The organism is Thorsellia kenyensis (genome assembly GCF_042432445.1).
Lineage (GTDB): Bacteria > Pseudomonadota > Gammaproteobacteria > Enterobacterales > Thorselliaceae > Thorsellia > Thorsellia kenyensis.
Map to the genome: position 1 here is coordinate 198,031 of NZ_JBHLXE010000108.1, position 25,787 is coordinate 223,817.

Genomic DNA, 25,787 nt, shown 5'->3' on the forward strand with positions numbered 1-25,787 from the left:
ACGTAAATTGTATTTAAATTTTTCCGTAATAATCCCCTCTAACGAGTTTTACTGTCTGGAATGACCTGATCAATTTAGAGTATAAAGATAGTTTTTCCTTAATTTAATTCTTTATTCATGTTCTGTTCATCTTTTAATTTTATACTTTTAGCGGTTAAATAAAAAATTTAAATTAGTTAAAACATTATATTCAATAGTTTTTAAGCGTGCTAAAGTATAGAAATGTTAATAGTCTTCCTCTAATGCTTTGCAACATACTTTCGCGTACAACCTAATATCTTAACAAGTAAAATTTGTTAATGTTGACGGTTTGATTTTAGAGTTATAAGGCGACTATACGTGCCTATGAAATGGAAAAAAATATGTCATCTACTAAATATTTTAAATACACAATAATCATTTTATTAGTACTGGTTAGCTGCTATTTTTTACTTAATTACTTGGGTGTATTAGGTCAAAGTACTGAACCATCAGGGCAATCCCCTATTTCCAGTAATTCTAATATGCCGACTAACACGCCTAACGCAAGAGGTCGAGGAGCTAGAGCACTACCTCCTGTAAGAGTTGTGTCAGTGATTAAAGGTAATTTGCCTAATCAATTGACATCAATAGGTACGGTTAGTGCATCAGAGACAGTGAATGTAATGAGTCGAATAAATGGAGAGCTAATTTCTGTTGAATTTACTGAGGGCGCACTTGTAAAAGCAGGTGATATTTTATTTAAAATCGATCCTACAAGTTATGAAATTGCGTTATCACAAGCACAAGGACAACTTTTAAAAGATAAGGCGAATTTAGATAATGCTAAAGCTGACTTAGCCAGATTTATTCGATTACAAAGCCAAGGCGGCGTATCTGAGCAGAACATCACTACTCAGCAATCTTTAATTCGTCAACTTGAAGGAACTGTGAAAACGTCACAAGCGCTTTATGATAAGGCTGCTTTAGAACTTAGTTACACAGAAATAAAAGCACCTATAGATGGTGTAACCAGTTTAGTGGATATTAGTGTGGGTAATTTTGTTCAAAGTAATACTCAAATCCTTACAACACTGACTAAAGTAGATCCTATTGATATTCTCTTTAGTTTACCAGAGAGACATATTAGTCAGTTACAACAAGCTAAAAATACTCAAGAAATTGCCATAGAAGTGTGGGATGGTTTTTTAAGAGAAAAATTAGCCAACGCTGTTGTCTTGAGTATAAATAATCAAATAGATACAGCAACAGGCACGATTCAAATTAAAGCTCAATCAAGTAATAAAGAAAACAAACTCTTTGCTAACCAATTTGTTAACGTAAAAATTAATTTATCAGAGCAACAAGATGCATTAATTTTGCCATTTTTTGCAATCCAAAATGGCGCAGATGGCCCTTTTGTTTGGAGAGTTATTGAAAAAAAAGAGGGTGAAAATCCAGTTAATAAGAACAATAAATCTCCTCAAAGTAATCTAGCTCCCGAAGAGAATAAAGAAAATCTAAATGTACAACAGCCAAAAAATACTCGGGCAGGTGATACAGAAAATCTAAATGATAGTAACACAGTAGATAAATCGCCTAACGCCAAAACTATTGTACAAAGAGTCGCAGTCAAACTAGGCTATAGACACCAAGACTCTGTTGTCATTTTGGATGGAGTCGATGCAGGAGATATGATAGTGACTGATGGTGTAGATAAACTGACCGAAGGTTCTCTGGTTAATATTGTGGATGAAACGCGCTAATGAATAATTTACCTGAGTCAGAAATGACACAAAAATCTATAGAAGAAACGACAAAAAGTTTCTCTTCAACTTTTATTTTTAGACCCGTTGCCACCATTTTGTTAATGTGTTCAATTGTCATTTCAGGTTTATTAGGGTATTTCTATCTTCCTGTTGCTCCTCTTCCACAGGTTGATTACCCAACAATACAAGTCACAACCTACTATCCTGGTGCTAGTCCTGATATTATGACCACTGCTGTAACTGCTCCTCTTGAGAGGCAATTAGGGCAGGTTTCGGGATTAGACCAAATGTATTCACAAAATGGCCAAGGCGTTTCGGTCATTACGCTTCAATTTAACCTCAATCTCAGTATGGATGTTGCTGAGCAAGAAGTGCAGGCGGCAATTAATGCAGCAAGACAGCTATTACCTGATGATCTTCCTTATCCTCCGATTTATAACAAGGTCAATCCAGCCGATTCCCCTATTTTAACAATTGCTATAACAAGTGATGTTTTACCAATGACTCAAGTGGCTGATTTGGTTCAAAACAGGATAGTGCATCAACTTTCCCAAGTCGGCGGCATTGGTCTTGTAACTCAATCAGGAGGCCAAAAACCGGCGATTAGAGTAAATTTTAATTCACAAGCAATTACACAATATCGTTTAGACAGTGAAACAATTAGAAATGCGATTGCTAGAGCGAGTGTGAATTCAGCAAAAGGAAGTTTTGACGGACCTTTGCAATCTATAAGTATTACTGCAAATGATCAACTTATGTCGGTTGAGGAATATAAAAATATCATCATAACTCGAAATAATGAAACTGAGAGTGTTTTGAGGCTAGGTGATATAGCTGAGGTAACCGAAGCGGCAGAAAATCTCTATGTAGGTGCTTGGAGTAAGGGAGTGCCGGCTATCATACTTAATATTCAGCGGCAACCTGGTGCAAATGTAATTAAGGCTGTTGATGAAATTAAATTATTACTTCCCTCGTTAACGGAAAGTTTACCTGCCTCTGTTGATGTAGAAATTTTGACGGATAGAACCTCAAGTATTAGAGCATCGATTTTTGATGTGCAATTAGAATTACTTTTTGCTATTTCCCTCGTTATTTTAGTGATTTATTTTTTTCTACGTAATCTAAGAGCAACACTCATTGCATCTATTGCTGTTCCTTTGTCTATTATTGGTACGTTCGCGATAATTCATTTACTTGGATTTTCAATAAATAACTTAACTCTAATGGCACTGACTATCGCTACTGGATTTGTTGTGGATGATGCTATTGTAGTGATCGAAAATATTACTCGCTATATTGAATCTAAAAAAGGAGATAGCGAACTAAAATTAGCGCTCGGAGAAAAACTAGAAGAGGAAGACGGTTTATCATCTTTGGAAGCTTCACTTGTGGGTGCTAAAGAAATTGGATTTACAATTATCTCACTAACAATTTCGTTAGTTGCAGTATTGATCCCTCTTTTATTTATGGGAGATATTATTGGCCGATTATTTTTTGAATTTGCAGTAACTCTTGCGGTAGCTATTTTGATTTCAGGAGTAGTTTCACTTACATTAACCCCGATGTTATGTGCAAAATTACTTAAAAAAGACCCTCATCATCTCTCAGCTATGTCGACGACGATTGAAACATTTTTTAATCGAGTTATCATAGGATATTCAAAAACATTGAAAGTAGCCCTACGCCATCCGAAAAGAATGCTGCTACTTACCATAGCCACTTTTTTATGTACTGTCGGCCTTTATATCATGATCCCTAAGGGTTTTTTCCCTATTCAAGATAACAGTTTGATTCAGGCAACGGTAATTGCTTCTCCCTCTAGCTCTTATCAAAAAATGAGTGAAATCCAAGATGAAGTAAGTAATCGATTAGCTGTTTTAACAGATATTGAAGATATTGCAGGATTTGTGGGCATAGATAATACCAACATCACATTGAATACATTGCAATTACAAATTGGATTAGTTCCCTTAGAGGAGAGATCTTCCACAATAGATGAAATTATGCAGCAAATTCAACAAGAGATTAGAAAGATACCTGATGTAGAGGTTTATCTTCAATTGCAGCAAGATCTGACAATTGATACGCAAAAAAGCAGAACCCCCTATCGTTTCACTATTCAAGCCACGTCCATTGAACAATTTAATGAGTGGGTACCTAAAATTACTGATTCATTAGAAGCGCTCTCTTCAATTAAAGACTTAAACCATGATTGGCAAAATGGAGGCAAAGAAATATATTTGCAAATTAATAGAGATATCGCTAGTCGAATGGGGGTTACTGTAAAAGCCATTAATGATGCACTCTATAATGCCTTTGGTCAAAGGCAAGTCAGTACGCTCTATACACAATCAAATCAATATCGAATTGTTATTGAGAGTAGAGGTAATGATGATAATGATAGCTTAGCGCTTCAGTCTCTTGCTGCGGTCTATGTTAAAAATGATCAAGGAGATATGATCTCTTTGGATGTTTTAGCTCATATGGTAGAAAAAAGTAGTGTACTGTCACTAAATCGATTGGCCCAATTCCCTGTAATTACTTTTTATTTTAATGTAAATGAAGCAAAAGGAGTCGCTTTAGATGAAGCTGTGAGTAGCATTAAAGCCAGTTTGGACAAAGTAGGCTTACCACCTGATATGCGAGTAGAGTTTCAAGGTGCCACATTAGCATTTAGTGCTGCATTAACAAATACCATTTTCTTAATCATAGCAGCAGTCATAACCATGTATATAGTGCTTGGAATATTATATGAAAGTTTCATTCATCCAGTTACTATTTTGTCGACTCTCCCTTCCGCAGCGATTGGCGCCTTAATTGCACTCATGTCACTAGGTAAATCTTTTGATATGATAGCGGTTATAGGCATCATATTGCTGATTGGAATAGTGAAAAAAAATGCCATCATGATGATTGATTTTGCACTTGTAGCGCAAAGAGAACATGGATTATCTCCTTCTGATGCAATTGTACAAGCATGTTTATTAAGATTTCGTCCGATTTTAATGACGACTATGGCAGCAATTTTAGGCGCGGTGCCGTTAATGTTAAGTCAAGGGGTGGGAGCTGAATTAAGACAACCTCTTGGAATAACACTTGTAGGAGGTCTATTACTTAGTCAATTATTGACACTGTATACCACACCTATCATTTATCTCTATTTTGATAAATGGAGCAGCAAATCCAGAGAAGAAACTAAATCTCTCTCTTCCTTATATGCCAACATATCTAAGTCAGAGGATTAAAATGCGTTTTTTTAATCTCTTTTTAGTTCGCCCTGTAGCCGCATGGTTACTCAGTTTTTCCATACTTCTGTTAGGTATCTTAGGCTATCGATTAATGCCTGTTTCTCCCTTGCCTAATTTGGATTTACCTGCAATCGTAGTCTCCGCCTCTTTGTCAGGCGCACCTCCTGAAACAATGGCGAGTAGTGTAGCAGCTCCACTAGAATCAGCACTCAGCAGTATTGCTGGAATTGATGAAATGACTTCTCGAAATTCTTTAGGCTCAACAAGAATAATTTTAGTATTTGATATCAATAAAAATGTGCATGAAGCAGCAAGAGAGGTTCAAGCCGCAATTAATGCGACCATGCCAATGTTGCCAAGCGGAATGAGAACCCCCCCGAGTTTACGGAAAATTAATCCTTCCGATAGTCCGATCATGATCTTAACCTTGACTTCGAATAAAAAAAGCCTCAGTGAGCTCTTTGATTTAGCCAATACAGTAGTTTCACCACAAATAGCTCAGGTTAAGGGGGTAGGTGATGTCTCATTAGGAGGCAGTGCTTCACCTGCCATAAGAATTAAACTTGAACCTATGCAACTTTTTTACCAAGGAATCGGATTGCAATCTGTATCTGAAATTATTTCATCAAGCAATATTCGCAGTCCTTTAGGGCAACTACATACAAAGAATGATACCTATCAAATTAATAATAATGCATTTTTGAAAGATCCTGATGAATATGGTGATTTAATTATAAAAAATGATGAACAAAAAGGGGTTGTTTATTTAAAAGATGTGGCGACAATCACTCAATCTACCCAAGATGAACGAAGCATTGGGTTGAGCAATGGGCAGCCTGCCATTTTATTAGTAGTGAACCGTAGTCAAAATGCAAATATTATTGCAACGGTTGATGAGATTAAAAATAAGCTACCCATATTACAAAGTTTATTACCACAGGATGTCTCTCTTAAGGTAGCCCAAGATAGGACGCCGACGATAAGGGCTTCAATAGCCGAAGTGAACAATACCCTCATTATTGCAATATTATTGGTTATCTTAATTGTTTTTCTTTTTTTACGTTCTTTAAAAGCAACTCTTGTTCCAGCGATAGTTGTGCCGGTCTCTCTCATTGGTAGTTTTAGTGTGATGTATTTATTAGGGTTTAGCTTGAACAATCTCACGCTAATGGCATTAACTATTGCTACTGGATTTGTAGTGGATGATGCGATTGTTATTTCAGAAAATATTGCTCGGCATATTGAGAAAGGTCTGCCACCTTTAAAAGCGGCATATCAGGGTCTAAAAGAAGTCGGATTTACGGTTTGTGCTATTAGTTTTTCGCTGATAGCGGTATTTATTCCTTTACTTTTTGCTCCAGGACTTCAAGGTTTATTATTTTACGAATTTGCAGCAACAATGACAATAGCGATTTTAATTTCTCTTTTTGTATCCCTAACACTTACTCCTATGTTAAGTTCAAGGCTTTTTAATCGTGTTAAGATGAGAGAAAGCGATGATAAAATTATCCACCAAAATCAAGATAGAAAAAATGAGGTCACGATTAAATCTATTCATGCCTTTATTCATTTTCTTTATATCCCATTAAATGCATTTAGTTACTTTTTTGACAAACTAACGCATGGCTATCGTCTGCTTCTTACTATCACCTTAAAGTATTATTATCTTACATGGTTGATTTTTATTGTAACTATCCTAAGTTCTGTGATGATTTTTATTTCTTTACCTAAAACGTTTTTCCCTGAACAAGATACAGGTAGAATTATTGCTTTTGTTAGGGCTGATCAAACCACTTCATTTCAATCAATGTCACAACGGTTAAAAGCAGTGATGGATAAAGTAAATCAACACCCAGCGATTGATAATGTGAGTGGTTTTATTGGGGGGGGGAGGAGTAATAGTGCCAATGTTTTTATTTCTTTAAAGCCTCTTAGTGAAAGAGACTCAATAAATAAAGTGATCTCTGAATTACAATCATCATTAAATAAAGAGCCGGGGACTAGTCTTTTACTTAGACCCGTGCAAGATTTTCGCGTTGGCGGTCGAGAAGGAAATGCAAATTATCAATTCACACTTTTAAGTGACGATGTCCAATTATTAAGAGAATGGGAGCCTAAAATAAGAAAAAGTCTGTCTGACTTAAGTGCAATTGAAGGGGTGGATTCAGACAGTGAGAATAATGCAGCTGAACTTATTCTAAATTATGAGAGAGATTTGTTGAATCGATTTGGGTTAAATATCAGTGATTCAAATGCATTGATCAACAATGCTTTTGGGCAAAGAGCAATATCTACAATCTATGATGAACAGAATCAATATCAAGTTATTATGGAAGTTAATTCAGCAATGACTGCTGATGACAATGCACTAAATTATATGTATTTAACAAATTCACTTAATAAAGCGATCTCCCTGGAATCTATTGCTGGATGGTCATTACAAGGTGCTGCGGGTACCATCAATCATGAACAACTTTCAGCTGCAACGACCATTTCATTTAATTTACCTGAAAACGGCACCTTATCGGATGCAATTAATGCGATAAACGAACAGATGGTTATTTTGGGAGTACCCAATAAAATCCAAGGACAATTCGCTGGGAATGCCAAATTATTTGAAAAGAGTAATCATGATCAGTTAATTTTGATTATCGGTGCGATAATTGCCATCTATTTAGTATTAGGTATTTTATATGAAAGTTTTTTACACCCAGTAACCATTCTATCGACGTTACCCTCAGCGGCATTAGGTGCGCTTATTGCACTTAAATTGTTTGACACGCCTTTTAGCTTAATTGCTATGATAGGTATTTTATTGCTTATAGGTATTGTGAAAAAAAATGCAATTATGATGATCGATTTTGCGCTTGTTGAACAAAAAACGAAGGGATGTTCTCCTAAAGAGGCTATTTTTGAAGCCTGCATTATAAGATTTCGCCCCATCATGATGACAACCTTAGCTGCTATAGGCGGTGCTATTCCTTTGATGTTAGGGCAAGGAGATGGCGCTGAATTAAGACAACCCTTAGGAATAACTATCGTTGGTGGACTAATAGTAAGTCAGTGTTTAACACTTTTTAGCACTCCAGTTATTTACTTGGGGTTTGAAAAAGTGAGAGGATGGAGAAAAAAACAAAATAGTACGGATCTGAAACAGGAAAAAAGTGGCTAGTTCAGCAATTAAAGAGCCGAAGAGATAAATTTTCGGCCGCCTCTTATATTGCCCTGTAAAATTAGCAAACTGCTATACGATATACCTACACTAAATATATATATCAGTACGATCAACTTGCTTTGATAGGGTGACGTTATATTTTCTGATGAAAAGCGAACTTTTCTTTTTTACAAGTAGAAACTAGTGATTAGCACTCCATTATCTTTTAGTGTAGTGAAAATCCCTTTGGTTTCTTCTCAACAGTTAAAATCTAATTATCCTCTATTGGTCTTGCAGTTTATATTTGAATATTAAACAAATATGTTCTGCATGCTTTTCCCATTTGATAACTCTACCTCCATATATTATAAATACATCTTTCGATATAAAATACTGATGTTATTTCTAGTTGCAAAGGCATATATTATTCCGATGCCGCTTTAGTTGCGTTAAGCAATGCTAAAACCTGCATCTTTATTTCCATTGAGTATATTACCTACGGCAGATATTTTAAAACAACTTCTATAGCATAACTTAATTTAATGAAAATTCACTGATTTTCTTATTTTTTATATTGTTTGCATATCTCAATACCATCAAGTATTAAAGGATCAAAATCTATTAGTTCGTTCGCCTCAAGACCCATAGGTAATGATTTTTGGTTTCTAATTACACTAAGAGCCAAATGAAGATTAATAAGCCTACTCAGTGCAGTATCTAAAGGAAAAAGGATCACGCTTATATGAATCGGTTCAAAAATTTTAAAGTTATCAGCATAATTTGTAGTTAAAATTTGAAAATTTTTCAAAAGGCATTCTTTTTCATCCTGTCGAGGGGTAATCAGCCATACATGGTTAGCTGAATGATTAAAATCGTTAATGAACACTTCTATTATTGTGAGGGTAAAGTTGTCTGAATAGCTTACTGCAACCAAGGTTTTACTATTTAATTCAACACTACAAATAACCCATTCCTTAAGAAATTGCTAGCTTTATGGATTAATAGGCGAAGCAATTAGGATAGCGTAAGCAAAACTTTTCCCACTAGGCGCTGGTATGATCAAGCCTAAAAATGTTTTTAAAGTTTGTTTTAATTGTTGTTTTAAGGTGAATTATAAAAAGGAAATTAAAGCAAAATGATGGCTATAAATAAACTACTTAATTAGCTAAAAAATCCGTAATAAAAACTTGTCTATACCTAACTTCATTCATTGGAATATCACGAGTAAACGCAATCCATTTGCCACAAGGAGAAAAAACACAAGCTTCAGGATTAGGCTCAGGGGATAAAGGTTCAGTTAAAGGTGAAGATTTTTTTGATACAACATGACAAACATAAATTGATTGCTGTGAGATAAATCCAATATATTCTCCTTGAGGGTGCCATGTAAAAGCTGAATCAACAGAGTGGCTTAGATAGGTTAATTGAGTCAAATTACCCGAAGCAGTATGAACTAACCATAGTTGAGTCACTGAAGATTGATCTTGCATTAAAAAGGCAATATATTGACCACATGGTGATGATCTAAGCCAATGTCGTGTTTTTTGATAGATCCCTTTATATTCTTGGGTATACGTTAATCTTCTTTGTACAAGTTTAGCGGTTGGTTTTCTCAATTCATAGGCGGTGCTTTCTGGATAAAAAGGGGTAATACCCAAAGCATCAAAATTACAGGCGGTTTCCCAAGCATCACGATTATCTGGTAGGTCTACAACAAAAATTTCGGAATAAAGATGCCCTGAACTGTCTCTTACATCACCAACAAAGGCAATTGCCTTTTTTTGATGAGTACCATCTGATTTTATATATCCATCAACACCGATCCAACATTCTTCGTAAGCCTTTTCAATTTCATCAGTACCAAAAGCAGCGATAGCGGCAGTAGATGAAACTAACGAACAATAATAGGTACCAACATATTGCCTAGGGTGTAGTGGTTTAAAAGAGATTTGGTCAGAGGGGAATGCGATGGCAACATTACGTTTAGCTAATGGAGAGTTAGATTTATTTAATAAATAATCATCATAAGTAAAACTTATCATACTGCCATCAGCACAAAACATATGCACATGAGAACCTCCATGCAAAACTCCAGGAATATATGGGCTATATTCACAAAAACCATCTAAATTAGTTATTGAAGTTATTTGCAATTGTGGTGAAGAGCATTCACTAGCTTGGAAGGATAAGCTATTTTTATTCACAGGATTGGCAGTGTAAGTGAGTAGGACACCTCGACGATAGCATAATTCATACTGCCAGGTTGAATCCGGAAATTCGGGCCCCTGAATGAATACAATAATATTATTGACAGGAGAACAGGTTACAACACCAACATGTGAACCGTTAGCGCTTGTATAAAGAGTCTCCTCTGTCCTGCTTGCAATATTAATGTAGCCAATCTCTTTACCAGTAAAATAGGCCTGTGAATCTCGGGTATCAAAAAAAATGAAACTAGAGTCCGCAGACCAAATTTGCGCATTTGTTAATTGATGGTTTTTAGCTGAATTAGTAAGTTGAATGACCACAGTAACCTCCTTAAAGTAAAATTAAGCGGATAATAACGCGAAAAAAAAAATTGAGAAAGGTTAAAAGAATGAAGAGAAAGTTTTAATTGAAAAATGAGAAAATAATATTGTAATAAAGCGGAAAATCTGTATAATTATCCAAGCGCATTAATTTTATGTGCATACAAGTTTAGTGAATAGCAAATGCTATCACTTAGCAGGTATCGTAAAATACTCCCGATTGGGGAGTTATATACAAAGGACTTTCATGCTAGCTTATGGTATAAGCAAGTGTGATATTTTCGTTTTTAAATTAATTAACAGAGGGAGCTCTGGTCTCATGCAGAACCAAAGAATCCGTATCCGCCTTAAAGCATTCGATCATCGCTTGATTGATCAATCTACAGCTGAAATTGTGGAAACAGCTAAGCGCACGGGCGCACAAGTTCGCGGTCCAATTCCTTTGCCTACGCGCAAAGAGCGTTTTACTGTGTTGATATCTCCGCATGTAAATAAAGATGCGCGTGATCAATATGAAATTCGCACTCACAAACGCTTAGTCGATATAGTTGAACCAACAGAGAAAACTGTTGACGCACTTATGCGTTTAGACTTGGCTGCTGGTGTTGACGTACAGATTAGTCTGGGTTAACAGGCATCAAGATTGAGAGGTTAAGATAATGATTGGTTTAGTCGGTAAGAAATTAGGAATGACACGTATCTTCACTGAAGAAGGTGTTTCAGTTCCAGTAACAGTAATAGAAATAGAAGCTAATCGAATCACTCAGGTTAGAGATTTGGAAAAAGACGGTTACCGTGCAATCCAAGTTACTACTGGTGTGAAGAAAGCTAGCAGAGTTAATAAGCCAGAAGCAGGTCATTTTGCCAAAGCGGGTGTCGAAGCTGGTCGTGGATTGTGGGAATTCCGTCTTTCTGGAGATGAAGAGTATACAATCGGACAAAATATCAGTGTTGAATACTTTGAAAATGTTCAAAAAGTTGACGTAACTGGTCAATCAAAAGGTAAAGGTTTTGCCGGTACTGTAAAGCGCTGGAATTTCCGTACCCAAGATGCGACTCATGGTAACTCTTTGTCACATCGTGTACCAGGTTCAATTGGTCAAAACCAAACACCAGGTAAAGTATTCAAAGGCAAAAAAATGGCAGGTCAACTAGGTAACGAGCGTGTCACAGTACAGAGCTTGGAAGTTGTACGAGTTGATTCAGAACGTAATCTACTGTTAGTTAAAGGCGCTGTTCCAGGTGCTACTGGCGGTGATTTAATCGTTAAACCCGCTGTTAAGGCTTAACGTCTAGGAGATAGGCATGGAATTAGTAATTAAAGACGCAAATCGTCAACTATCTGTTTCCGAAGCTACCTTTGGTCGTGAGTTTAATGAAGCACTCGTTCACCAAGTAGTTGTTGCATATGCAGCAGGTGCTCGTCAAGGAACTCGTGCACAGAAAACTCGTGCTGAAGTCGCTGGTACAGGTAAAAAACCATGGCGTCAAAAAGGTACAGGTAGAGCGCGTTCAGGTAATGCGAAAAGCCCAATCTGGCGTTCAGGTGGTGTGACATTTGCAGCAAGACCACAAGATCACAGCCAAAAAGTTAACAAGAAAATGTATCGTGGTGCAATCCTCAGTATTTTATCTGAATTAGTTCGCCAAGATAGATTAATTGTTGTTGAAAACTTTAAAGTTGATGCACCAAAAACAAAATTATTAGCACAAAAATTAAAAGACATGTCTCTAAATGATGTGCTAATCGTTACTCATGAATTTGATGAAAATCTATTCTTAGCAGCGCGTAATTTATATAAAGTTGATGTGCGTGATACCGCTGGAATTGATCCTGTGAGTTTAATTGCATTTGATAAAGTTGTCATGACAGCTGATGCAGTAAAACAAATTGAGGAGATGTTAGCATGATCCGCGAACAACGTTTATTGAGTGTGCTACGTGCACCACATGTTTCTGAAAAAGCTTCTACTGCAATGGAAAAAACTAATACTTTAGTTCTTAAAGTTGCAAAAGATGCTACGAAACTTGAAATCAAAGCTGCAGTTCAAAAGCTTTTTGAAGTTGAAGTCAAAGAAGTGAATACCTTAGTAGTAAAAGGGAAAACTAAGCGTCATGGCCAACGTGTTGGTCGCCGCAGTGACTGGAAAAAAGCTTATGTAACACTAAAAGAAGGCCAGAATCTAGACTTAGCTGGCAGCGTCGAATAGGTCATAGGAGTGAATAACGATGGCAGTTGTTAAATGTAAACCTACGTCTCCTGGGCGCCGTCACGTTGTTAAAGTGGTCAACCCAGAGCTACATAAAGGTAAGCCTTATGCACCTCTTTTAGAAAAATTATCTAAAAGCGGCGGGCGTAATAATAATGGTCGTATAACTACACGTCATATTGGCGGTGGTCATAAACAACATTATCGTCTTATCGATTTTAAAAGAAACAAAGATGGCATTCCAGCAGTAGTAGAACGTTTAGAGTATGATCCTAACCGTTCAGCGAACATTGCTTTAGTCCTCTATAAAGATGGAGAAAGAAGATATATTCTTGCTCCTAAAGGACTTAAAGCAGGGGATGAAATCCAATCTGGATCAGCAGCGCTTATTAAAACGGGTAATGCTTTACCTATGCGTAATATCCCTGTTGGTGCAACAATTCACAACATTGAGATGAAACCTGGCAAAGGCGGACAAATTGCGCGTTCAGCTGGTGCTTATGCTCAAATCGTTGCTCGTGATGGTGCTTATGTTACTATTCGCTTACGTTCAGGTGAAATGAGAAAAGTACCAGTAGATTGCCGTGCAACGCTTGGTGAAGTAGGTAACTCTGAACATATGTTAAGAGTTTTAGGTAAAGCTGGTGCTTCTCGTTGGAGAGGTATTCGTCCTACAGTACGTGGTACTGCGATGAACCCAGTAGATCATCCGCATGGTGGTGGTGAAGGTCGTAACTTTGGTAAACATCCAGTAACGCCTTGGGGCTTACAAACCAAAGGTAAGAAAACACGTAGCAATAAACGTACTGATAAGTTTATTGTTCGCCGTCGTAAAAAATAACATTAACTAAATGAGGTAAGTTATGCCACGTTCTCTCAAGAAAGGTCCATTTATAGACCTACACTTGCTGAAGAAGGTTGAGAAAGCGGTCGAAGTCAGTGACAAAAAGCCAATTAGGACTTGGTCACGTCGTTCAACTATCTTTCCTAATATGATCGGATTGACCATAGCAGTCCATAATGGTCGTCAGCATGTTCCAGTATTTATAACCGATGAAATGGTCGGTCATAAACTAGGTGAATTTGCACCGACACGTACTTATCGCGGTCATGTGGCCGATAAAAAAGCCAAAAAGCGCTAAGGTAGGAGGTTGAGATGGAAACTATAGCAAAATATCGCCACGCTCGGTCTTCTGCACAGAAGGTACGTTTAGTAGCCGATTTAATTCGCGGTAAAAAAGTAGAGCAAGCCCTAGAAATTCTAACTTATACAAACAAAAAAGCTGCGGCTTTAGTTAAAAAAGTTTTAGAGTCTGCTATTGCTAATGCGGAAAATAATGATGGTGCAGATGTCGACAGTTTAAAAGTCAGTAAGATTTTTGTTGATGAAGGCCCGAGCATGAAGCGTATAATGCCTCGTGCAAAGGGACGCGCTGATCGTATCCTTAAACGTACAAGCCACATCACTGTGGTTGTGTCAGACCGCTAGGGCTCAGGAGAATAGTAATGGGTCAGAAAGTTCATCCAAATGGTATTAGATTAGGTATTGTTAAACAATGGAACTCAACTTGGTATGCAAATACTAAAGATTTCGCTGATAACATCGAAAGTGATTTCAAAGTTCGTCAATACTTAACAAAAGAGTTAGCGAAAGCATCAATTTCTCGTCTTGTGATTGAAAGACCAGCAAAAAGCATTCGTGTGACAATTCATACAGCTCGCCCGGGTATCGTTATTGGTAAAAAAGGTGAAGATGTTGAAAAAATCCGCGCAGCTGTAAGTAAAATTGCTGGAGTTCCTGCACAAATCAATATCGCTGAAATTAAAAATCCTGATAAAGATGCTAAATTAGTAGCAGAAAGCATCGCTTCACAATTAGAACGTCGTGTGATGTTCCGTCGTGCAATGAAACGTGCGGTACAAAATGCAATGCGTATGAATGAAGTTAAAGGAATTAAAGTTGAAGTAAGTGGTCGTTTAGGTGGTGCAGAAATCGCACGTACTGAATGGTACCGTGAAGGTCGGGTCCCTCTACACACTTTAAGAGCAGATATTGATTATAATACAGCAGAAGCTCACACGACTTATGGCGTTATTGGTGTTAAAGTATGGATCTTTAAAGGTGAAGTATTAGGTGGAATGGCTGAGCTTGAACAAGCAGACAAAGCAACTCCACAACCTGCTAAACCTCGTAAGAACCGTAAGTAAGGAGATACGAGAATGTTACAACCAAAACGTACTAAATTCCGTAAAATTCACAAAGGACGTAACCGTGGTCTAGCTGCTGGAACAGATGTAAGTTTCGGTACTTTTGGACTTAAAGCGGTTGACCGTGGTCGTTTGACTGCGCGTCAAATTGAATCTGCTCGTCGTGCGATGACTAGATCAGTTAAGCGTCAAGGTAAAATTTGGATTAGAGTATTTCCAGACAAACCTATTACAGAAAAACCATTAGAAGTTCGTATGGGTAAAGGTAAAGGTAACGTTGAATATTGGGTAGCACTAATCCAACCTGGAAAAGTACTCTATGAAATGGATGGCGTACCAGAAGAAGTAGCGCGTGAAGCGTTTAAACTTGCTGCTGCCAAACTTCCAATTAAAACCACTTTTGTAAGCAAAACGGTGATGTAATGAATATAAAAGAATTGCGTGAAAAAAGTGTAGAGCAATTAAATGAAGAACTCATTGAATTACTACGTGAGCAATTCAGTTACCGCATGCAGTTATCAAGCGGTCAATTGCAACAAACTCACTTATTAAGACAAGTTCGTCGTAATATTGCGCGTGTTAAAACCATTATTACAGAGAAGGCTGGTGCGTAATGACTCAAAAAAATGTTCGTACACTTCAAGGTCGCGTAACTAGTGATAAAATGGATAAATCTATCGTTGTTTCAATAGACAGGTTTGTTAAACATCCTGTCTATGGTAAATTTATCAGACGTACAACAAAACTTCATGTTCATGATGAGAATAATGAAAGTGGTATCGGTGATATCGTAGAAATACGTGAATGCCGTCCAATTTCTAAAACTAAATCTTGGACATTAGTAGGTGTTGTTTCTAAAGCTATCATCTAAGTTAGCAAAAAAATTAAAATAAACGGCTCATTTTTAATGAGTCGTTTATTTTTTTGTATCCATATTTAGGAAAGTGGTATATACTACTCAATCCCTAAATATGGGTTTTCTGTTATTAAAAAACAGAAATAGGTCGAAAGAACACCATTTAGATGGTTTTCTTTTATTTGTTAGGTAGAAGACAAACGGAGCACAAGATGATCCAAGAGCAGAGTATGCTAAGCGTCGCTGATAATTCAGGTGCGCGTCGTGTAATGTGTATCAAGGTTCTAGGTGGCTCACACCGTCGCTACGCAGATATCGGCGATATCATTAAAATTACCATTAAAGAAGCAATTCCACGTGGTAAAGTTAAGAAAGGCGATGTTCTAAAGGCGGTTGTTGTGCGCACTAGAAAGGGCGTACGTCGTCCAGATGGTTCAGTCATTAGATTTGATGGTAACGCATGCGTTATTTTAAACAATACAAGTGAACAACCAATTGGTACACGTATTTTTGGGCCTGTGACGCGTGAGCTTCGCGGCGAAAAATTCATGAAAATTATTTCATTAGCCCCAGAAGTACTGTAAGGAGCGAATAATGGCATCTAAGATACGTCTTAATGATGAAGTTATCGTGATTACCGGGAAAGATAAAGGTAAACGCGGTAAAGTAAAACAAATGCTAACTGGTAAAGTTGTGGTTGAAGGCATTAACATGGTGAAAAAACACCAGAAGCCAAACCCTAACCTAAATCAGCCTGGCGGTATTATTGAAAAAGAAGCTGCGTTAGATATTTCTAATGTTGCACTTTTCAATACTGCAACAGGAAAAGCAGATCGAGTTGGTTTCAAGTTTGAAGATGGAAAAAAAGTAAGGTTTTTCAAATCAAACAATGAAATCGTTAAGTAGTTTTTATTTTGAATTTATGGAGTAATAAGATGGCGAAACTGCATGATTTTTATAAAGACGAAGTGGTAAAAAAACTGATGTCAGAATTTGGTTATCACTCTGTCATGCAAGTCCCTCAGATTAAAAAAATCACATTGAATATGGGTGTTGGTGAAGCAATTAATGATAAGAAATTGCTTGAAAATGCGGCGGCTGATTTGACTGCAATCTCTGGTCAAAAACCCCTAATCACTAAGGCACGTAAATCAGTTGCTGGATTTAAAATACGTCAGGGCTATCCAATTGGTTGTAAAGTAACACTTCGCGGTGAGCGTATGTGGGAATTCTTTGAAAGATTAGTAACTATCGCAGTTCCTAGGATCAGAGACTTCCGTGGTCTTTCACCAAAATCATTTGATGGTCACGGTAATTACAGCATGGGTGTGCGTGAGCAAATCATTTTCCCAGAAGTGGATTATGACAAAGTAGATCGTATCCGTGGTCTTGATATTACAATTACTACTAGCGCTAAAAACGATGACGAAGGTCGTGCTTTATTAGCAGCTTTTAATTTTCCATTCCGTAAGTGAGGCATAAACAATGGCTAAAACATCAATGAAAGCTCGTGAAGCAAAACGTGCTCAATTAGCTGAAAAATACTTTGCAAAACGCATGGAGCTTAAAAAGCTAGTCTCAGATCCTAAAACTTCAGATGAAGAACGTTGGGATGCTGTGATGAAACTACAAAGCCTACCACGTGATTCAAGTTTATCTCGTAAACGTAACCGTTGCCGCCAAACAGGTCGTCCACACGGTATAGTGAGTAAATTTGGATTAAGTAGAATCAAATTGCGTGAAGCTGCTATGCGTGGGGAAATCCCAGGTCTTAGAAAAGCGAGCTGGTAATATTAAATATTAATCACGGGAGAAATACCTTATGAGCATGCAAGATCCTATAGCGGATATGCTAACCCGTATCCGTAATGGTCAAGCAGCAGCTAAAGTTGCTGTCTTAATGCCATCTTCTAAGTTAAAAGTGTCAATTGCACAACTTTTAAAACAAGAAGGATACATTGAAGATTATAAAATTACAGGTGACATTAAACCTGAATTAGAACTTACTTTGAAATATTTCCAGGGTAAGCCAGTAGTAGAAACAATTCAGAGAGTTAGCCGTCCAGGTCTTAGAATTTATAAGAGAAAGGATGAGTTACCAAAAGTAATGGCTGGTTTAGGAATAGCAATTATTTCTACATCTAAAGGCATTATGACTGATCGTGCAGCTCGCCAAGCGGGTCTGGGCGGTGAAGTCATTTGCTATGTCGCTTAATTAGGAGGAAAATATGTCTCGTGTTGCAAAAGCACCTATATTAATTCCTGGTGGCGTAGAAGTAGCTATTAATGGACAGGAAATTACTATTAAAGGTAAAAATGGTACATTAAACAGTTTAATAAACAAAGCTGTTAATGTTGCTAAAGAAGATAACCAAATCGTATTTTCACCAAAAGAAGATGCTGTTGATGGTTGGGCTCAAGCAGGTACTGCTAGATCTATAATTAATAATATGGTTTTAGGTGTTACTGAAGGCTTTACTAGAAAACTACAGTTAGTTGGTGTTGGTTTTAGAGCAGCAATTAAAGGTAACAGTGTTGCTTTAACTATCGGTTATTCACATCCAGTAGAGCACGAATTGCCAAATGGTGTTAGCGCTGAATGTCCTTCTCAAACTGAAATCGTACTAAAAAGTAACGATAAACAGCTTTTAGGACAAGTAGCAGCAGATATCCGCGCATATCGTCGTCCTGAACCATACAAAGGTAAAGGTATTCGTTATTCTGACGAAGTTGTTCGCTCTAAAGAAGCTAAGAAAAAGTAAGGTGATACAATGGATAAGAAAATTGCTCGGATTAAGCGTGCTACTCGTAGCCGTAAAAAAATGAAAGAGTTAGGGGCGACTCGTTTAGTTATTCATCGTACCCCTCGCCATATTTACGCGCAAGTAATTGCACCAAATGGTAATGAAGTTTTAGCATCTGCATCAACTTTAGATAAAGAAGTTAAATCTACTATAGCGTATACAGGTAACATTAATGCTGCTTCTGCAGTAGGTGCTGCAATTGCTAAAAAAGCACTTGCAAAAGGCATTAGCTCAGTCGCATTCGATCGTTCAGGTTTTCAATACCACGGTCGTGTTCAAGCATTAGCTGACGCAGCGCGTGAAGCTGGTCTTCAGTTCTAAGAGGATATCAACATGGTAAACAACGAGAAACAAACGAGTGACCTGCAAGAAAAATTAATTTCTGTGAACCGTGTTTCAAAAACTGTTAAAGGTGGTCGTATTTTTAGTTTTACGGCTTTAACAGTTGTTGGAGATGGTAATGGTCGTATCGGTTTTGGATATGGTAAAGCTAGAGAAGTTCCTGCTGCAATCCAAAAAGCGATGGAAAAAGCTCGTCGTAATATGATAACAATATCTATTAACGATGGCACTTTATTCCACCCTGTTAAAGGTACACATACAGGTTCACGTGTATTTATGCAACCTGCGCATGAAGGTACGGGTATCATCGCTGGTGGTGCTATGCGTGCTGTTCTTGAAGTCGCTGGTGTGCGTAACGTACTTGCAAAAACTTATGGGTCAACAAATCCAATCAATGTAGTGAGAGCTACTATGGATGCATTGGCTGCAATGAAATCACCCGAAATGATTGCTGCTAAACGTGGTAAGTCTATCGAAGATATCATCGGATAATAGATAGGGGATTGAAATGTCTAAATTAATTAAAATTACACAGACTAAAAGTTCAATTGGTCGTTTGCCTAAACATAAAGCAACGCTAATGGGTCTAGGTCTACGTCGTATTGGACATACTGTTGAGCGTCAGGACACTCCTGCGATTCGCGGCATGATCAATCAAGTATCATATATGATTAAGGTAGAGGAGTAGTTTATGCGTTTAAATACTCTTTCTCCAGCTGAAGGTTCACGTAACAGTGAAAAGAGGCTTGGACGTGGTATTGGTTCTGGTTTAGGTAAAACTGGTGGTAAAGGTCACAAAGGTCAAAAAGCACGTTCGGGCGGTACAGTTCGTCGTGGATTTGAAGGTGGTCAAATGCCTTTATACAGACGCTTACCTAAATTTGGTTTCACTTCGCGCACAGCTAAATTTAATGCTGAAATTCGTCTTAATGAATTAGCTAAAGTTGACAGCGATGTTATCGATTTAGCTGCATTAAAAGAAGCTAACTTAGTTGATCTTCAAGTCGAAACTGTTAAAGTAATTCTTTCAGGTAAAATTGAAAAGGCAGTGACTCTTAAAGGTATTGGAGCAACTAAAGGTGCTCGTGCAGCAATTGAAGCTGCCGGTGGAAAAATTGAGGAATAATTAAGATATGGCAAAGCAACCAGGCTTAGAATTTCAAAGTGCTAAAAGTGGCATGCAAGAATTAAAAAGTCGATTATTATTCGTAATCGGTGCTTTAATTGTATTCCGTATTGGTTCTTACATCCCTATTCCTGGTGTAAATACAGCTGTGCTAGCGCAATTAATGGAACAAAGTAGTGGTACCATGTTAGACATGTTTAACTTGTTTTCAGGTGGTGCCATGAGCCGAGCTTCTATATTCACGCTGGGTATTTTGCCATATATTTCTGCATCCATTATCGTTCAGTTACTTGGGGCAATTGTTCCAAGTATAGCTGAATTAAAAAAAGAAGGTGAGTCTGGTAAGAAAAAAATAACTCAATACACTCGTATAGGTACTTTATTTCTTGCTACCATTCAAGCTATAGGTATATCTGTTGGGTTACCTAACATGATAGCTGGTTTGGTTTTAAATCCTGGATTCCCCTTCTATTTCACTTCTGTAGTGAGTTTAGTCACTGGTACCATGTTTTTGATGTGGTTAGGTGAACAAATCACAGAAAGGGGTGTTGGTAACGGAATATCAATTTTAATTTTTGCTGGTATTGTTGCTGGATTCCCATCAGCAATAGCTCAAATATTAGAGATGGCAAGAGAAGACAGCTCGAATATCATTCTGGTATTAGGTGTTGGTATTCTTGTATTAGCCGTGACTTATTTCGTTGTTTTCATCGAAAGAGGTCAGCGCAGGATTGTAGTAAATTATGCCAAAAGACAAGAAGGTAGAAGAGTATACCAAGCACAATCAACTCATTTACCGTTAAAAATTAATATGGCGGGTGTATTACCAGCTATTTTTGCAACGAGTATTATTCTTTTCCCTGCTACTATTACCACATGGCTTGGAACGAGTGAGAAATTTGTTTGGTTAACATATATCTCTTTAGCTTTAGAGCAAGGCAAACCCTTGTATATTATTCTATTAGCTTCAGCTATTATTTTCTTCTGCTTTTTCTATACAGCATTAATGTTCAATCCAAGAGAAATTGCTGATAATTTAAAAAAATCAGGTGCTTTTATTCCTGGGATTCGCCCAGGTGAGCAAACTGCTAAACATATTGATGCCATTACCGTTAGATTAACTTTAGTTGGTTCATTGTATATCACGTTTATTTGTTTAGTTCCTGATCTCATGAAAAGTTTCTTTGGACTCCCTTTTAATCTAGGTGGTACATCAATGTTAATCGTTGTTGTTGTTATCATGGATTTTATGGCACAAGTTCAATCTCTTCTCATGTCTACACAGTATGGTCCAGCGCTTGAAAAAGCTAATTTGAGAAATAGCGGTCGATAAGAAATCGATCAATATAGTGATGAGGTATCTATGAAAGTTAGAGCATCAGTTAAAAAACTCTGTCGTAATTGTAAGATAATTAAAAGACACGGTGTTTTAAGAGTTATCTGTAGTAGCGAACCAAAGCATAAACAACGTCAAGGTTAAAAAAAGCTTGCTTTTTTTAAAATTTTTGGTATTGTGATGTGCTTTAAATGTAACAGCTAAGCTTGAGTATCCTGAAAACGGGCTTTTCAGCGCTTAGCTGTTGTTTTATTTATTTTTTTAACTAAGGAGTGCACAGTGGCCCGTATTGCAGGCATAAACATTCCTGACCAAAAACACGCTGTAATTGGCTTGATGTCAATTTATGGTATCGGTAAAACTCGTTCTAAAGCAATATGTGCAGCGGCGGGTATTCCTGAAAGTTTGAAGGTCAGAGAGCTCAATGAAGAGCAAATCGAAAAACTTCGTGAAGAAGTAGCTAAGTACACTGTTGAAGGTGACTTACGTCGTGAAGTTACTCTAAGTATTAAACGTTTAATGGACATTGGTTGCTATCGTGGTGTTCGTCATCGTAGAGGTTTACCTGTACGCGGACAAAGAACTAAAACAAACGCTCGCACAAGAAAAGGTCCACGTAAACCAATTAAAAAATAATAGGGTAATCTATCATGGCAAAAACTCCTGTACGCGCGCGTAAGCGTGTCAAAAAACAAGTCGCGGATGGTGTAGCTCATATCCACGCTTCTTTCAATAATACAATAGTGACTATAACAGATCGTCAAGGTAATGCTTTAGGTTGGGCAACTGCTGGTGGTTCTGGATTTAGAGGTTCACGTAAATCTACTCCATTTGCTGCGCAAGTAGCTGCGGAAAGATGTGCTGAATCTGTAAAAGAATATGGCATTAAAAACCTTGAAGTAATGGTGAAAGGACCTGGTCCTGGCCGCGAATCAACGATTCGTGCATTAAATGCAGCTGGTTTTCGTATCACGAACATCACTGATGTAACACCTATTCCACATAACGGCTGCAGACCTCCTAAAAAGCGTCGTGTTTAATACTACTATTGGATTATTGGAGAAATAACAATGGCTAGATATCTAGGGCCAAAGCTCAAATTGAGCCGTCGTGAAGGCACTGATTTATTCCTTAAATCAGGCGTCAGAGCGGTCGACACAAAATGTAAAATTGAACAAGCACCTGGTCAGCATGGTGCACGTAAACCACGTCTTTCAGATTATGGTGTTCAGTTAAGAGAAAAGCAAAAAGTTCGTCGTATGTACGGTATTTTAGAACGTCAATTCCGTAATTACTACAAAGAAGCAACTCGTCTTAAAGGTAACACAGGTGAAAACCTTCTTCAGTTACTTGAAGGCAGATTAGATAATGTTGTTTACAGAATGGGCTTTGGTTCAACTCGTGCTGAATCAAGACAATTAGTAAGCCACAAATCTGTGTTAGTGAATGGTAAAGTTGTAAATATTCCTTCTTACCAAGTTTCACCAAATGACACAATTACGATTAGAGAAAAAAGCAAAAAACAAGCTAGAATTACAGCAGCTCTTGAGTTAGCTGATCAACGTGAAAAACCAACTTGGATTGAAGTTGATTCTAGTAAAGTCGAAGGAATATTCAAACGTAAGCCAGAGCGTTCTGACTTGTCGGCTGATATTAACGAGAGTTTAATTGTCGAACTTTACTCTAAGTAATGTTTTAAAGCTTTGTTAAAGAGAGGACACAATGCTGGGTTCTGCAACAGAATTTCTTAAACCACGATTAGTTGAGATTGAACAATTAAGTTTAACTCATGCCAAAGTTACCTTGGAACCATTAGAGCGCGGCTTTGGACATACGCTTGGTAATGCTTTGCGCCGTATCTTATTGTCTTCTATGCCTGGTTGTGCAGTCACAGAAGTTGAAATAGATGGTGTTTTGCATGAATACAGCACAAAAGAAGGTGTACAAGAAGATGTTCTGGAAATATTGTTGAACCTTAAAAGTTTAGCAATTAGGGTTCATGGTAAGGATGATGTCATGCTTACCTTGAATAAAACAGGTGTTGGTCCTGTTCTCGCAAGTGATATTACCATTCCTGGTGATGTTGAAATTGCGCAACCTGATCAAGTCATATGTCACCTAACGCAACCAGACTCTAGTTTATCTATGCGTATTCGTGTTCAGCGTGGTAGAGGTTATATACCAGCATCTGCACGTTTACACATTGATGAAGATGAGCGCCCTATCGGTCGTTTATTAATAGATGCTTCTTTTAGCCCTATTGATCGTATTTCTTATAATGTAGAAGCTGCTCGTGTTGAACAACGTACCGATCTTGATAGATTAATTATCGAGATGGAAACGAATGGTACCATCGAACCTGAAGAGGCTATTCGTCGTGCTTCAACTATTCTTGCTGAGCAACTTGATGCATTTGTCGATTTACGTGATGTTCGTCAACCAGAAGTGAAAGAAGAAAAACCTGAATTTGATCCTGTCCTTTTACGACCTGTTGATGATCTTGAATTGACAGTTCGTTCTGCAAACTGTTTAAAAGCAGAGTCTATTCACTATATTGGTGATTTGGTACAAAGAACAGAAGTTGAGTTGCTTAAAACTCCTAATTTAGGTAAGAAATCTCTTACTGAAATTAAAGACGTGCTTGCCTCACGTGGGTTATCTCTTGGTATGCGTCTTGAGAATTGGCCCCCTGCAAGCATTGCAGAAGATTGATCGACTATTTATAGTCTTATAAGAAGGATATAGTTATGCGTCATCGTAAAAGTGGACGTCAACTTAATCGTAACAGTAGCCATCGCCAAGCGATGTTTCGTAATATGGCTGCCTCATTGATTGAGCATGAAATCATAAACACTACGCTACCAAAAGCGAAAGAGTTGCGTCGTATTGTAGAACCATTAATTACACTAGCTAAAAATGATAGTGTAGCTAATCGTCGTATTGCCTTTGCTCGTACTCGTGTTCCTGCGGTTCGTGACAAAAATGGTAAAATTGTTTTTGATGTAGTTATGAAATTATTTAATGATTTAGGTCCAAGATTTGCTAACCGTCAAGGTGGATATACTAGAATATTAAAAGCTGGTTTCCGTCCTGGTGACAATGCACCAATGGCCTATATTGAGTTTGTTGACCGCCCTGCGGTTGAAAACACTACTGAAGCGTAATTTAAATTACTCTTTAATTAAGAATGCCCACTTATGTGGGTATTTTTTTGCCTGTTATTTTAATGGATATTATAATGTCATCCTTTTTTTCTCATCGATTTTCAGTCGCTCCAATGCTCGATTGGACAACAAGACATTGCCGTGTATTTCATCGTAGCCTAACAAAAAATGCTATGCTGTATACTGAAATGATCACTACGGGTGCAATTATTCACGGTAAGTACGATCATCTTTTATTTAATCAAATTGAATCGCCGATTGCGCTTCAATTAGGGGGGGCAAATCCTACAGAATTAGCTTTCTGTGCAAAAAAAGCGGAAAGTTATGGGTATAATGAAATCAATTTGAATGTAGGTTGCCCGTCAGATCGAGTGCAAAATGGTAAATTTGGTGCTTGTCTTATGGCTGAGGCTGATCTGGTTGCAGAATGTATTGATGCCATGAGTAACGCAGTCAATATTCCAGTCACTGTTAAAACGCGTATTGGTATTGATGAATTAGATTCTTATGAATTTTTAGTGAATTTTATCGAAACTATCAAAAAAAAGTCAGGGTGTACCCATTTTATTATTCATGCCAGAAAAGCTTGGCTAAACGGTCTTAGCCCTAAACAGAATAGAGAAATACCACCACTTGATTACGACAGAGTATTCAAATTAAAGCATGACTTTCCTGAGTTAACTATCATCTTAAATGGAGGGCTGAAGGACATTAATCTAGCCCATTCTCTTTTACAACATGTTGATGGTGTGATGTTAGGCAGAGAAGCATATCAAAACCCCATGATCTTATTAGGTGTTGACAAACTATTTTTTGATGAGCAACCCCTAGCTTTTGATATTTCATCTGATAAAATGGTTGAAAAAGCGATCCTAGCTGTTGAATCTCTATATCCCTATATTGAAAATGAACTCTCAAAAGGTAATAAATTATCTCATATTACAAGGCATATGGTTGGTTTATTTACTGGGATTAAAGGATCTAAACAATGGAGAAGGGATTTAAGTGAATTAGCTCATAGGCCTTCTGCAGATAATCGTATTCTTGAAAATGCACTTTTGCACATAAAAAATGCTAGATAATC

At 37.4% G+C, this 25,787-nt stretch carries 34 protein-coding genes; 32 read left to right on the forward strand and 2 right to left on the reverse strand.

The genetic code is table 11. From position 1 onward, the window contains the following. Positions 1–362 precede the first annotated feature (362 nt). Genes ACFFIT_RS12110 through ACFFIT_RS12120 form a run of 3 tightly spaced genes read left to right on the forward strand, consistent with a single transcriptional unit; the run spans position 363 to position 8,147 of the window. The gene (locus tag ACFFIT_RS12110) at positions 363–1,724 is read left to right on the forward strand and encodes an efflux RND transporter periplasmic adaptor subunit (protein WP_385877995.1); all 1,362 of its coding nucleotides are present in this window, start codon (positions 363–365) and stop codon (positions 1,722–1,724) included. 23 nt (positions 1,725–1,747) lie between these two features. Further along, positions 1,748–4,972: an efflux RND transporter permease subunit gene (locus tag ACFFIT_RS12115; RefSeq protein WP_385878163.1), complete on the forward strand. Its 3,225-nt coding sequence runs from the start codon at positions 1,748–1,750 to the stop codon at positions 4,970–4,972. Position 4,973: 1 nt separating this feature from the next. Next, positions 4,974–8,147: an efflux RND transporter permease subunit gene (locus ACFFIT_RS12120; protein ID WP_385877997.1), complete on the forward strand. Its 3,174-nt coding sequence runs from the start codon at positions 4,974–4,976 to the stop codon at positions 8,145–8,147. A gap of 544 nt (positions 8,148–8,691) precedes the next feature. Here the strand turns inward: ACFFIT_RS12120 and ACFFIT_RS12125 are convergent. Further along, positions 8,692–8,937 carry a hypothetical protein gene (locus tag ACFFIT_RS12125; RefSeq protein ID WP_385877999.1) on the reverse strand — a complete coding sequence of 82 codons (246 nt, stop codon included), beginning with the start codon at positions 8,935–8,937 and terminating at the stop codon, positions 8,692–8,694. A 349-nt stretch (positions 8,938–9,286) separates the two neighbouring features. Continuing rightward, positions 9,287–10,657: a DUF3748 domain-containing protein gene (locus tag ACFFIT_RS12130; protein ID WP_385878001.1), complete on the reverse strand. Its 1,371-nt coding sequence runs from the start codon at positions 10,655–10,657 to the stop codon at positions 9,287–9,289. Between the two features lie 319 nt (positions 10,658–10,976). Between ACFFIT_RS12130 and rpsJ the strand changes: the two genes are divergently transcribed. The 29 genes from rpsJ (at position 10,977) to dusA (ending at position 25,785) form a co-directional block, all read left to right on the forward strand. Next, positions 10,977–11,288 carry a 30S ribosomal protein S10 gene (rpsJ, locus tag ACFFIT_RS12135; RefSeq protein ID WP_001181005.1) on the forward strand — a complete coding sequence of 104 codons (312 nt, stop codon included), beginning with the start codon at positions 10,977–10,979 and terminating at the stop codon, positions 11,286–11,288. Between the two features lie 28 nt (positions 11,289–11,316). Then, positions 11,317–11,946 carry a 50S ribosomal protein L3 gene (gene rplC / locus ACFFIT_RS12140; protein WP_385878002.1) on the forward strand — a complete coding sequence of 210 codons (630 nt, stop codon included), beginning with the start codon at positions 11,317–11,319 and terminating at the stop codon, positions 11,944–11,946. 16 nt (positions 11,947–11,962) lie between these two features. Beyond that, on the forward strand, positions 11,963–12,568 hold the full coding sequence (gene rplD / locus ACFFIT_RS12145) for a 50S ribosomal protein L4 (protein ID WP_385878004.1): 606 nt from the start codon (positions 11,963–11,965) through the stop codon (positions 12,566–12,568). Next, on the forward strand, positions 12,565–12,867 hold the full coding sequence (gene rplW, locus ACFFIT_RS12150; protein ID WP_385878006.1) for a 50S ribosomal protein L23: 303 nt from the start codon (positions 12,565–12,567) through the stop codon (positions 12,865–12,867). The genes rplD and rplW overlap by 4 nt, the downstream gene beginning before the upstream one ends. Positions 12,868–12,886: 19 nt before the next feature. Next, on the forward strand, positions 12,887–13,708 hold the full coding sequence (gene rplB / locus ACFFIT_RS12155; RefSeq protein WP_385878007.1) for a 50S ribosomal protein L2: 822 nt from the start codon (positions 12,887–12,889) through the stop codon (positions 13,706–13,708). Positions 13,709–13,730: 22 nt separating this feature from the next. Continuing rightward, positions 13,731–14,009, forward strand: a complete 279-nt coding sequence (rpsS, locus tag ACFFIT_RS12160) for a 30S ribosomal protein S19 (RefSeq protein WP_385878009.1) — start codon at positions 13,731–13,733, stop codon at positions 14,007–14,009. 14 nt (positions 14,010–14,023) lie between these two features. Further along, positions 14,024–14,356: a 50S ribosomal protein L22 gene (gene rplV / locus ACFFIT_RS12165; protein ID WP_385878011.1), complete on the forward strand. Its 333-nt coding sequence runs from the start codon at positions 14,024–14,026 to the stop codon at positions 14,354–14,356. A 17-nt stretch (positions 14,357–14,373) separates the two neighbouring features. Then, positions 14,374–15,075, forward strand: a complete 702-nt coding sequence (rpsC, locus tag ACFFIT_RS12170) for a 30S ribosomal protein S3 (protein ID WP_385878013.1) — start codon at positions 14,374–14,376, stop codon at positions 15,073–15,075. 12 nt (positions 15,076–15,087) lie between these two features. After that, positions 15,088–15,498 (forward strand): 50S ribosomal protein L16, encoded by a 411-nt coding sequence (gene rplP, locus ACFFIT_RS12175; RefSeq protein ID WP_385878015.1) that lies wholly within the window; start codon positions 15,088–15,090, stop codon positions 15,496–15,498. After that, on the forward strand, positions 15,498–15,689 hold the full coding sequence (rpmC, locus tag ACFFIT_RS12180) for a 50S ribosomal protein L29 (protein WP_385878017.1): 192 nt from the start codon (positions 15,498–15,500) through the stop codon (positions 15,687–15,689). The genes rplP and rpmC overlap by 1 nt, the downstream gene beginning before the upstream one ends. After that, a complete protein-coding gene (gene rpsQ / locus ACFFIT_RS12185) occupies positions 15,689–15,946 on the forward strand; it encodes a 30S ribosomal protein S17 (protein ID WP_385878019.1) in 258 nt (85 codons plus the stop codon). Before rpmC ends, rpsQ begins: the two co-directional genes overlap by 1 nt. 197 nt (positions 15,947–16,143) lie before the next feature. After that, entirely contained in the window at positions 16,144–16,515 is a 372-nt protein-coding gene (gene rplN, locus ACFFIT_RS12190; protein WP_385878020.1) for a 50S ribosomal protein L14, read from the forward strand. Between the two features lie 10 nt (positions 16,516–16,525). Then, a complete protein-coding gene (gene rplX, locus ACFFIT_RS12195; RefSeq protein WP_385878022.1) occupies positions 16,526–16,837 on the forward strand; it encodes a 50S ribosomal protein L24 in 312 nt (103 codons plus the stop codon). Between the two features lie 29 nt (positions 16,838–16,866). After that, complete coding sequence (gene rplE, locus ACFFIT_RS12200; protein ID WP_385878024.1) at positions 16,867–17,406, forward strand: 50S ribosomal protein L5; 540 nt, start codon at positions 16,867–16,869, stop codon at positions 17,404–17,406. Positions 17,407–17,416: 10 nt separating this feature from the next. After that, the gene (gene rpsN / locus ACFFIT_RS12205) at positions 17,417–17,722 is read left to right on the forward strand and encodes a 30S ribosomal protein S14 (protein ID WP_385878026.1); all 306 of its coding nucleotides are present in this window, start codon (positions 17,417–17,419) and stop codon (positions 17,720–17,722) included. A gap of 31 nt (positions 17,723–17,753) precedes the next feature. After that, entirely contained in the window at positions 17,754–18,146 is a 393-nt protein-coding gene (rpsH, locus tag ACFFIT_RS12210) for a 30S ribosomal protein S8 (protein ID WP_385878027.1), read from the forward strand. Between the two features lie 13 nt (positions 18,147–18,159). Further along, on the forward strand, positions 18,160–18,693 hold the full coding sequence (gene rplF / locus ACFFIT_RS12215) for a 50S ribosomal protein L6 (protein ID WP_385878028.1): 534 nt from the start codon (positions 18,160–18,162) through the stop codon (positions 18,691–18,693). A 9-nt stretch (positions 18,694–18,702) separates the two neighbouring features. Then, the gene (gene rplR, locus ACFFIT_RS12220) at positions 18,703–19,056 is read left to right on the forward strand and encodes a 50S ribosomal protein L18 (protein ID WP_385878030.1); all 354 of its coding nucleotides are present in this window, start codon (positions 18,703–18,705) and stop codon (positions 19,054–19,056) included. 12 nt (positions 19,057–19,068) lie between these two features. Then, positions 19,069–19,569: a 30S ribosomal protein S5 gene (gene rpsE / locus ACFFIT_RS12225; protein WP_385878032.1), complete on the forward strand. Its 501-nt coding sequence runs from the start codon at positions 19,069–19,071 to the stop codon at positions 19,567–19,569. A gap of 16 nt (positions 19,570–19,585) precedes the next feature. Continuing rightward, positions 19,586–19,765, forward strand: a complete 180-nt coding sequence (gene rpmD, locus ACFFIT_RS12230; protein ID WP_385878034.1) for a 50S ribosomal protein L30 — start codon at positions 19,586–19,588, stop codon at positions 19,763–19,765. A 3-nt stretch (positions 19,766–19,768) separates the two neighbouring features. After that, positions 19,769–20,203 carry a 50S ribosomal protein L15 gene (rplO, locus tag ACFFIT_RS12235; protein ID WP_385878036.1) on the forward strand — a complete coding sequence of 145 codons (435 nt, stop codon included), beginning with the start codon at positions 19,769–19,771 and terminating at the stop codon, positions 20,201–20,203. Between the two features lie 7 nt (positions 20,204–20,210). Continuing rightward, complete coding sequence (gene secY, locus ACFFIT_RS12240; protein ID WP_385878038.1) at positions 20,211–21,536, forward strand: preprotein translocase subunit SecY; 1,326 nt, start codon at positions 20,211–20,213, stop codon at positions 21,534–21,536. A gap of 30 nt (positions 21,537–21,566) precedes the next feature. Further along, positions 21,567–21,683, forward strand: a complete 117-nt coding sequence (rpmJ, locus tag ACFFIT_RS12245) for a 50S ribosomal protein L36 (protein ID WP_385878039.1) — start codon at positions 21,567–21,569, stop codon at positions 21,681–21,683. Positions 21,684–21,818: 135 nt separating this feature from the next. After that, on the forward strand, positions 21,819–22,175 hold the full coding sequence (gene rpsM, locus ACFFIT_RS12250; RefSeq protein ID WP_385878041.1) for a 30S ribosomal protein S13: 357 nt from the start codon (positions 21,819–21,821) through the stop codon (positions 22,173–22,175). 14 nt (positions 22,176–22,189) lie between these two features. Beyond that, positions 22,190–22,579, forward strand: a complete 390-nt coding sequence (gene rpsK / locus ACFFIT_RS12255) for a 30S ribosomal protein S11 (RefSeq protein WP_385878043.1) — start codon at positions 22,190–22,192, stop codon at positions 22,577–22,579. Between the two features lie 30 nt (positions 22,580–22,609). Then, positions 22,610–23,230, forward strand: a complete 621-nt coding sequence (gene rpsD, locus ACFFIT_RS12260) for a 30S ribosomal protein S4 (RefSeq protein WP_385878045.1) — start codon at positions 22,610–22,612, stop codon at positions 23,228–23,230. A gap of 31 nt (positions 23,231–23,261) precedes the next feature. Continuing rightward, entirely contained in the window at positions 23,262–24,251 is a 990-nt protein-coding gene (locus ACFFIT_RS12265) for a DNA-directed RNA polymerase subunit alpha (protein ID WP_385878047.1), read from the forward strand. 35 nt (positions 24,252–24,286) lie between these two features. After that, positions 24,287–24,703 (forward strand): 50S ribosomal protein L17, encoded by a 417-nt coding sequence (rplQ, locus tag ACFFIT_RS12270; RefSeq protein ID WP_385878049.1) that lies wholly within the window; start codon positions 24,287–24,289, stop codon positions 24,701–24,703. A 74-nt stretch (positions 24,704–24,777) separates the two neighbouring features. After that, the gene (gene dusA, locus ACFFIT_RS12275; protein WP_385878051.1) at positions 24,778–25,785 is read left to right on the forward strand and encodes a tRNA dihydrouridine(20/20a) synthase DusA; all 1,008 of its coding nucleotides are present in this window, start codon (positions 24,778–24,780) and stop codon (positions 25,783–25,785) included. The last annotated feature ends 2 nt before the right edge of the window (positions 25,786–25,787 follow it).

Coding starts and splice junctions, on each gene's coding strand:
- ACFFIT_RS12110 (WP_385877995.1), top strand. CDS start 363: ATGTCATCTACTAAATATTTTAAATACACAATAATCATTTTATTAGTA.
- ACFFIT_RS12115 (WP_385878163.1), top strand. CDS start 1,748: ATGACACAAAAATCTATAGAAGAAACGACAAAAAGTTTCTCTTCAACT.
- ACFFIT_RS12120 (WP_385877997.1), top strand. CDS start 4,974: ATGCGTTTTTTTAATCTCTTTTTAGTTCGCCCTGTAGCCGCATGGTTA.
- rpsJ (WP_001181005.1), top strand. CDS start 10,977: ATGCAGAACCAAAGAATCCGTATCCGCCTTAAAGCATTCGATCATCGC.
- rplC (WP_385878002.1), top strand. CDS start 11,317: ATGATTGGTTTAGTCGGTAAGAAATTAGGAATGACACGTATCTTCACT.
- rplD (WP_385878004.1), top strand. CDS start 11,963: ATGGAATTAGTAATTAAAGACGCAAATCGTCAACTATCTGTTTCCGAA.
- rplW (WP_385878006.1), top strand. CDS start 12,565: ATGATCCGCGAACAACGTTTATTGAGTGTGCTACGTGCACCACATGTT.
- rplB (WP_385878007.1), top strand. CDS start 12,887: ATGGCAGTTGTTAAATGTAAACCTACGTCTCCTGGGCGCCGTCACGTT.
- rpsS (WP_385878009.1), top strand. CDS start 13,731: ATGCCACGTTCTCTCAAGAAAGGTCCATTTATAGACCTACACTTGCTG.
- rplV (WP_385878011.1), top strand. CDS start 14,024: ATGGAAACTATAGCAAAATATCGCCACGCTCGGTCTTCTGCACAGAAG.
- rpsC (WP_385878013.1), top strand. CDS start 14,374: ATGGGTCAGAAAGTTCATCCAAATGGTATTAGATTAGGTATTGTTAAA.
- rplP (WP_385878015.1), top strand. CDS start 15,088: ATGTTACAACCAAAACGTACTAAATTCCGTAAAATTCACAAAGGACGT.
- rpmC (WP_385878017.1), top strand. CDS start 15,498: ATGAATATAAAAGAATTGCGTGAAAAAAGTGTAGAGCAATTAAATGAA.
- rpsQ (WP_385878019.1), top strand. CDS start 15,689: ATGACTCAAAAAAATGTTCGTACACTTCAAGGTCGCGTAACTAGTGAT.
- rplN (WP_385878020.1), top strand. CDS start 16,144: ATGATCCAAGAGCAGAGTATGCTAAGCGTCGCTGATAATTCAGGTGCG.
- rplX (WP_385878022.1), top strand. CDS start 16,526: ATGGCATCTAAGATACGTCTTAATGATGAAGTTATCGTGATTACCGGG.
- rplE (WP_385878024.1), top strand. CDS start 16,867: ATGGCGAAACTGCATGATTTTTATAAAGACGAAGTGGTAAAAAAACTG.
- rpsN (WP_385878026.1), top strand. CDS start 17,417: ATGGCTAAAACATCAATGAAAGCTCGTGAAGCAAAACGTGCTCAATTA.
- rpsH (WP_385878027.1), top strand. CDS start 17,754: ATGAGCATGCAAGATCCTATAGCGGATATGCTAACCCGTATCCGTAAT.
- rplF (WP_385878028.1), top strand. CDS start 18,160: ATGTCTCGTGTTGCAAAAGCACCTATATTAATTCCTGGTGGCGTAGAA.
- rplR (WP_385878030.1), top strand. CDS start 18,703: ATGGATAAGAAAATTGCTCGGATTAAGCGTGCTACTCGTAGCCGTAAA.
- rpsE (WP_385878032.1), top strand. CDS start 19,069: ATGGTAAACAACGAGAAACAAACGAGTGACCTGCAAGAAAAATTAATT.
- rpmD (WP_385878034.1), top strand. CDS start 19,586: ATGTCTAAATTAATTAAAATTACACAGACTAAAAGTTCAATTGGTCGT.
- rplO (WP_385878036.1), top strand. CDS start 19,769: ATGCGTTTAAATACTCTTTCTCCAGCTGAAGGTTCACGTAACAGTGAA.
- secY (WP_385878038.1), top strand. CDS start 20,211: ATGGCAAAGCAACCAGGCTTAGAATTTCAAAGTGCTAAAAGTGGCATG.
- rpmJ (WP_385878039.1), top strand. CDS start 21,567: ATGAAAGTTAGAGCATCAGTTAAAAAACTCTGTCGTAATTGTAAGATA.
- rpsK (WP_385878043.1), top strand. CDS start 22,190: ATGGCAAAAACTCCTGTACGCGCGCGTAAGCGTGTCAAAAAACAAGTC.
- rpsD (WP_385878045.1), top strand. CDS start 22,610: ATGGCTAGATATCTAGGGCCAAAGCTCAAATTGAGCCGTCGTGAAGGC.
- ACFFIT_RS12265 (WP_385878047.1), top strand. CDS start 23,262: ATGCTGGGTTCTGCAACAGAATTTCTTAAACCACGATTAGTTGAGATT.
- rplQ (WP_385878049.1), top strand. CDS start 24,287: ATGCGTCATCGTAAAAGTGGACGTCAACTTAATCGTAACAGTAGCCAT.
- dusA (WP_385878051.1), top strand. CDS start 24,778: ATGTCATCCTTTTTTTCTCATCGATTTTCAGTCGCTCCAATGCTCGAT.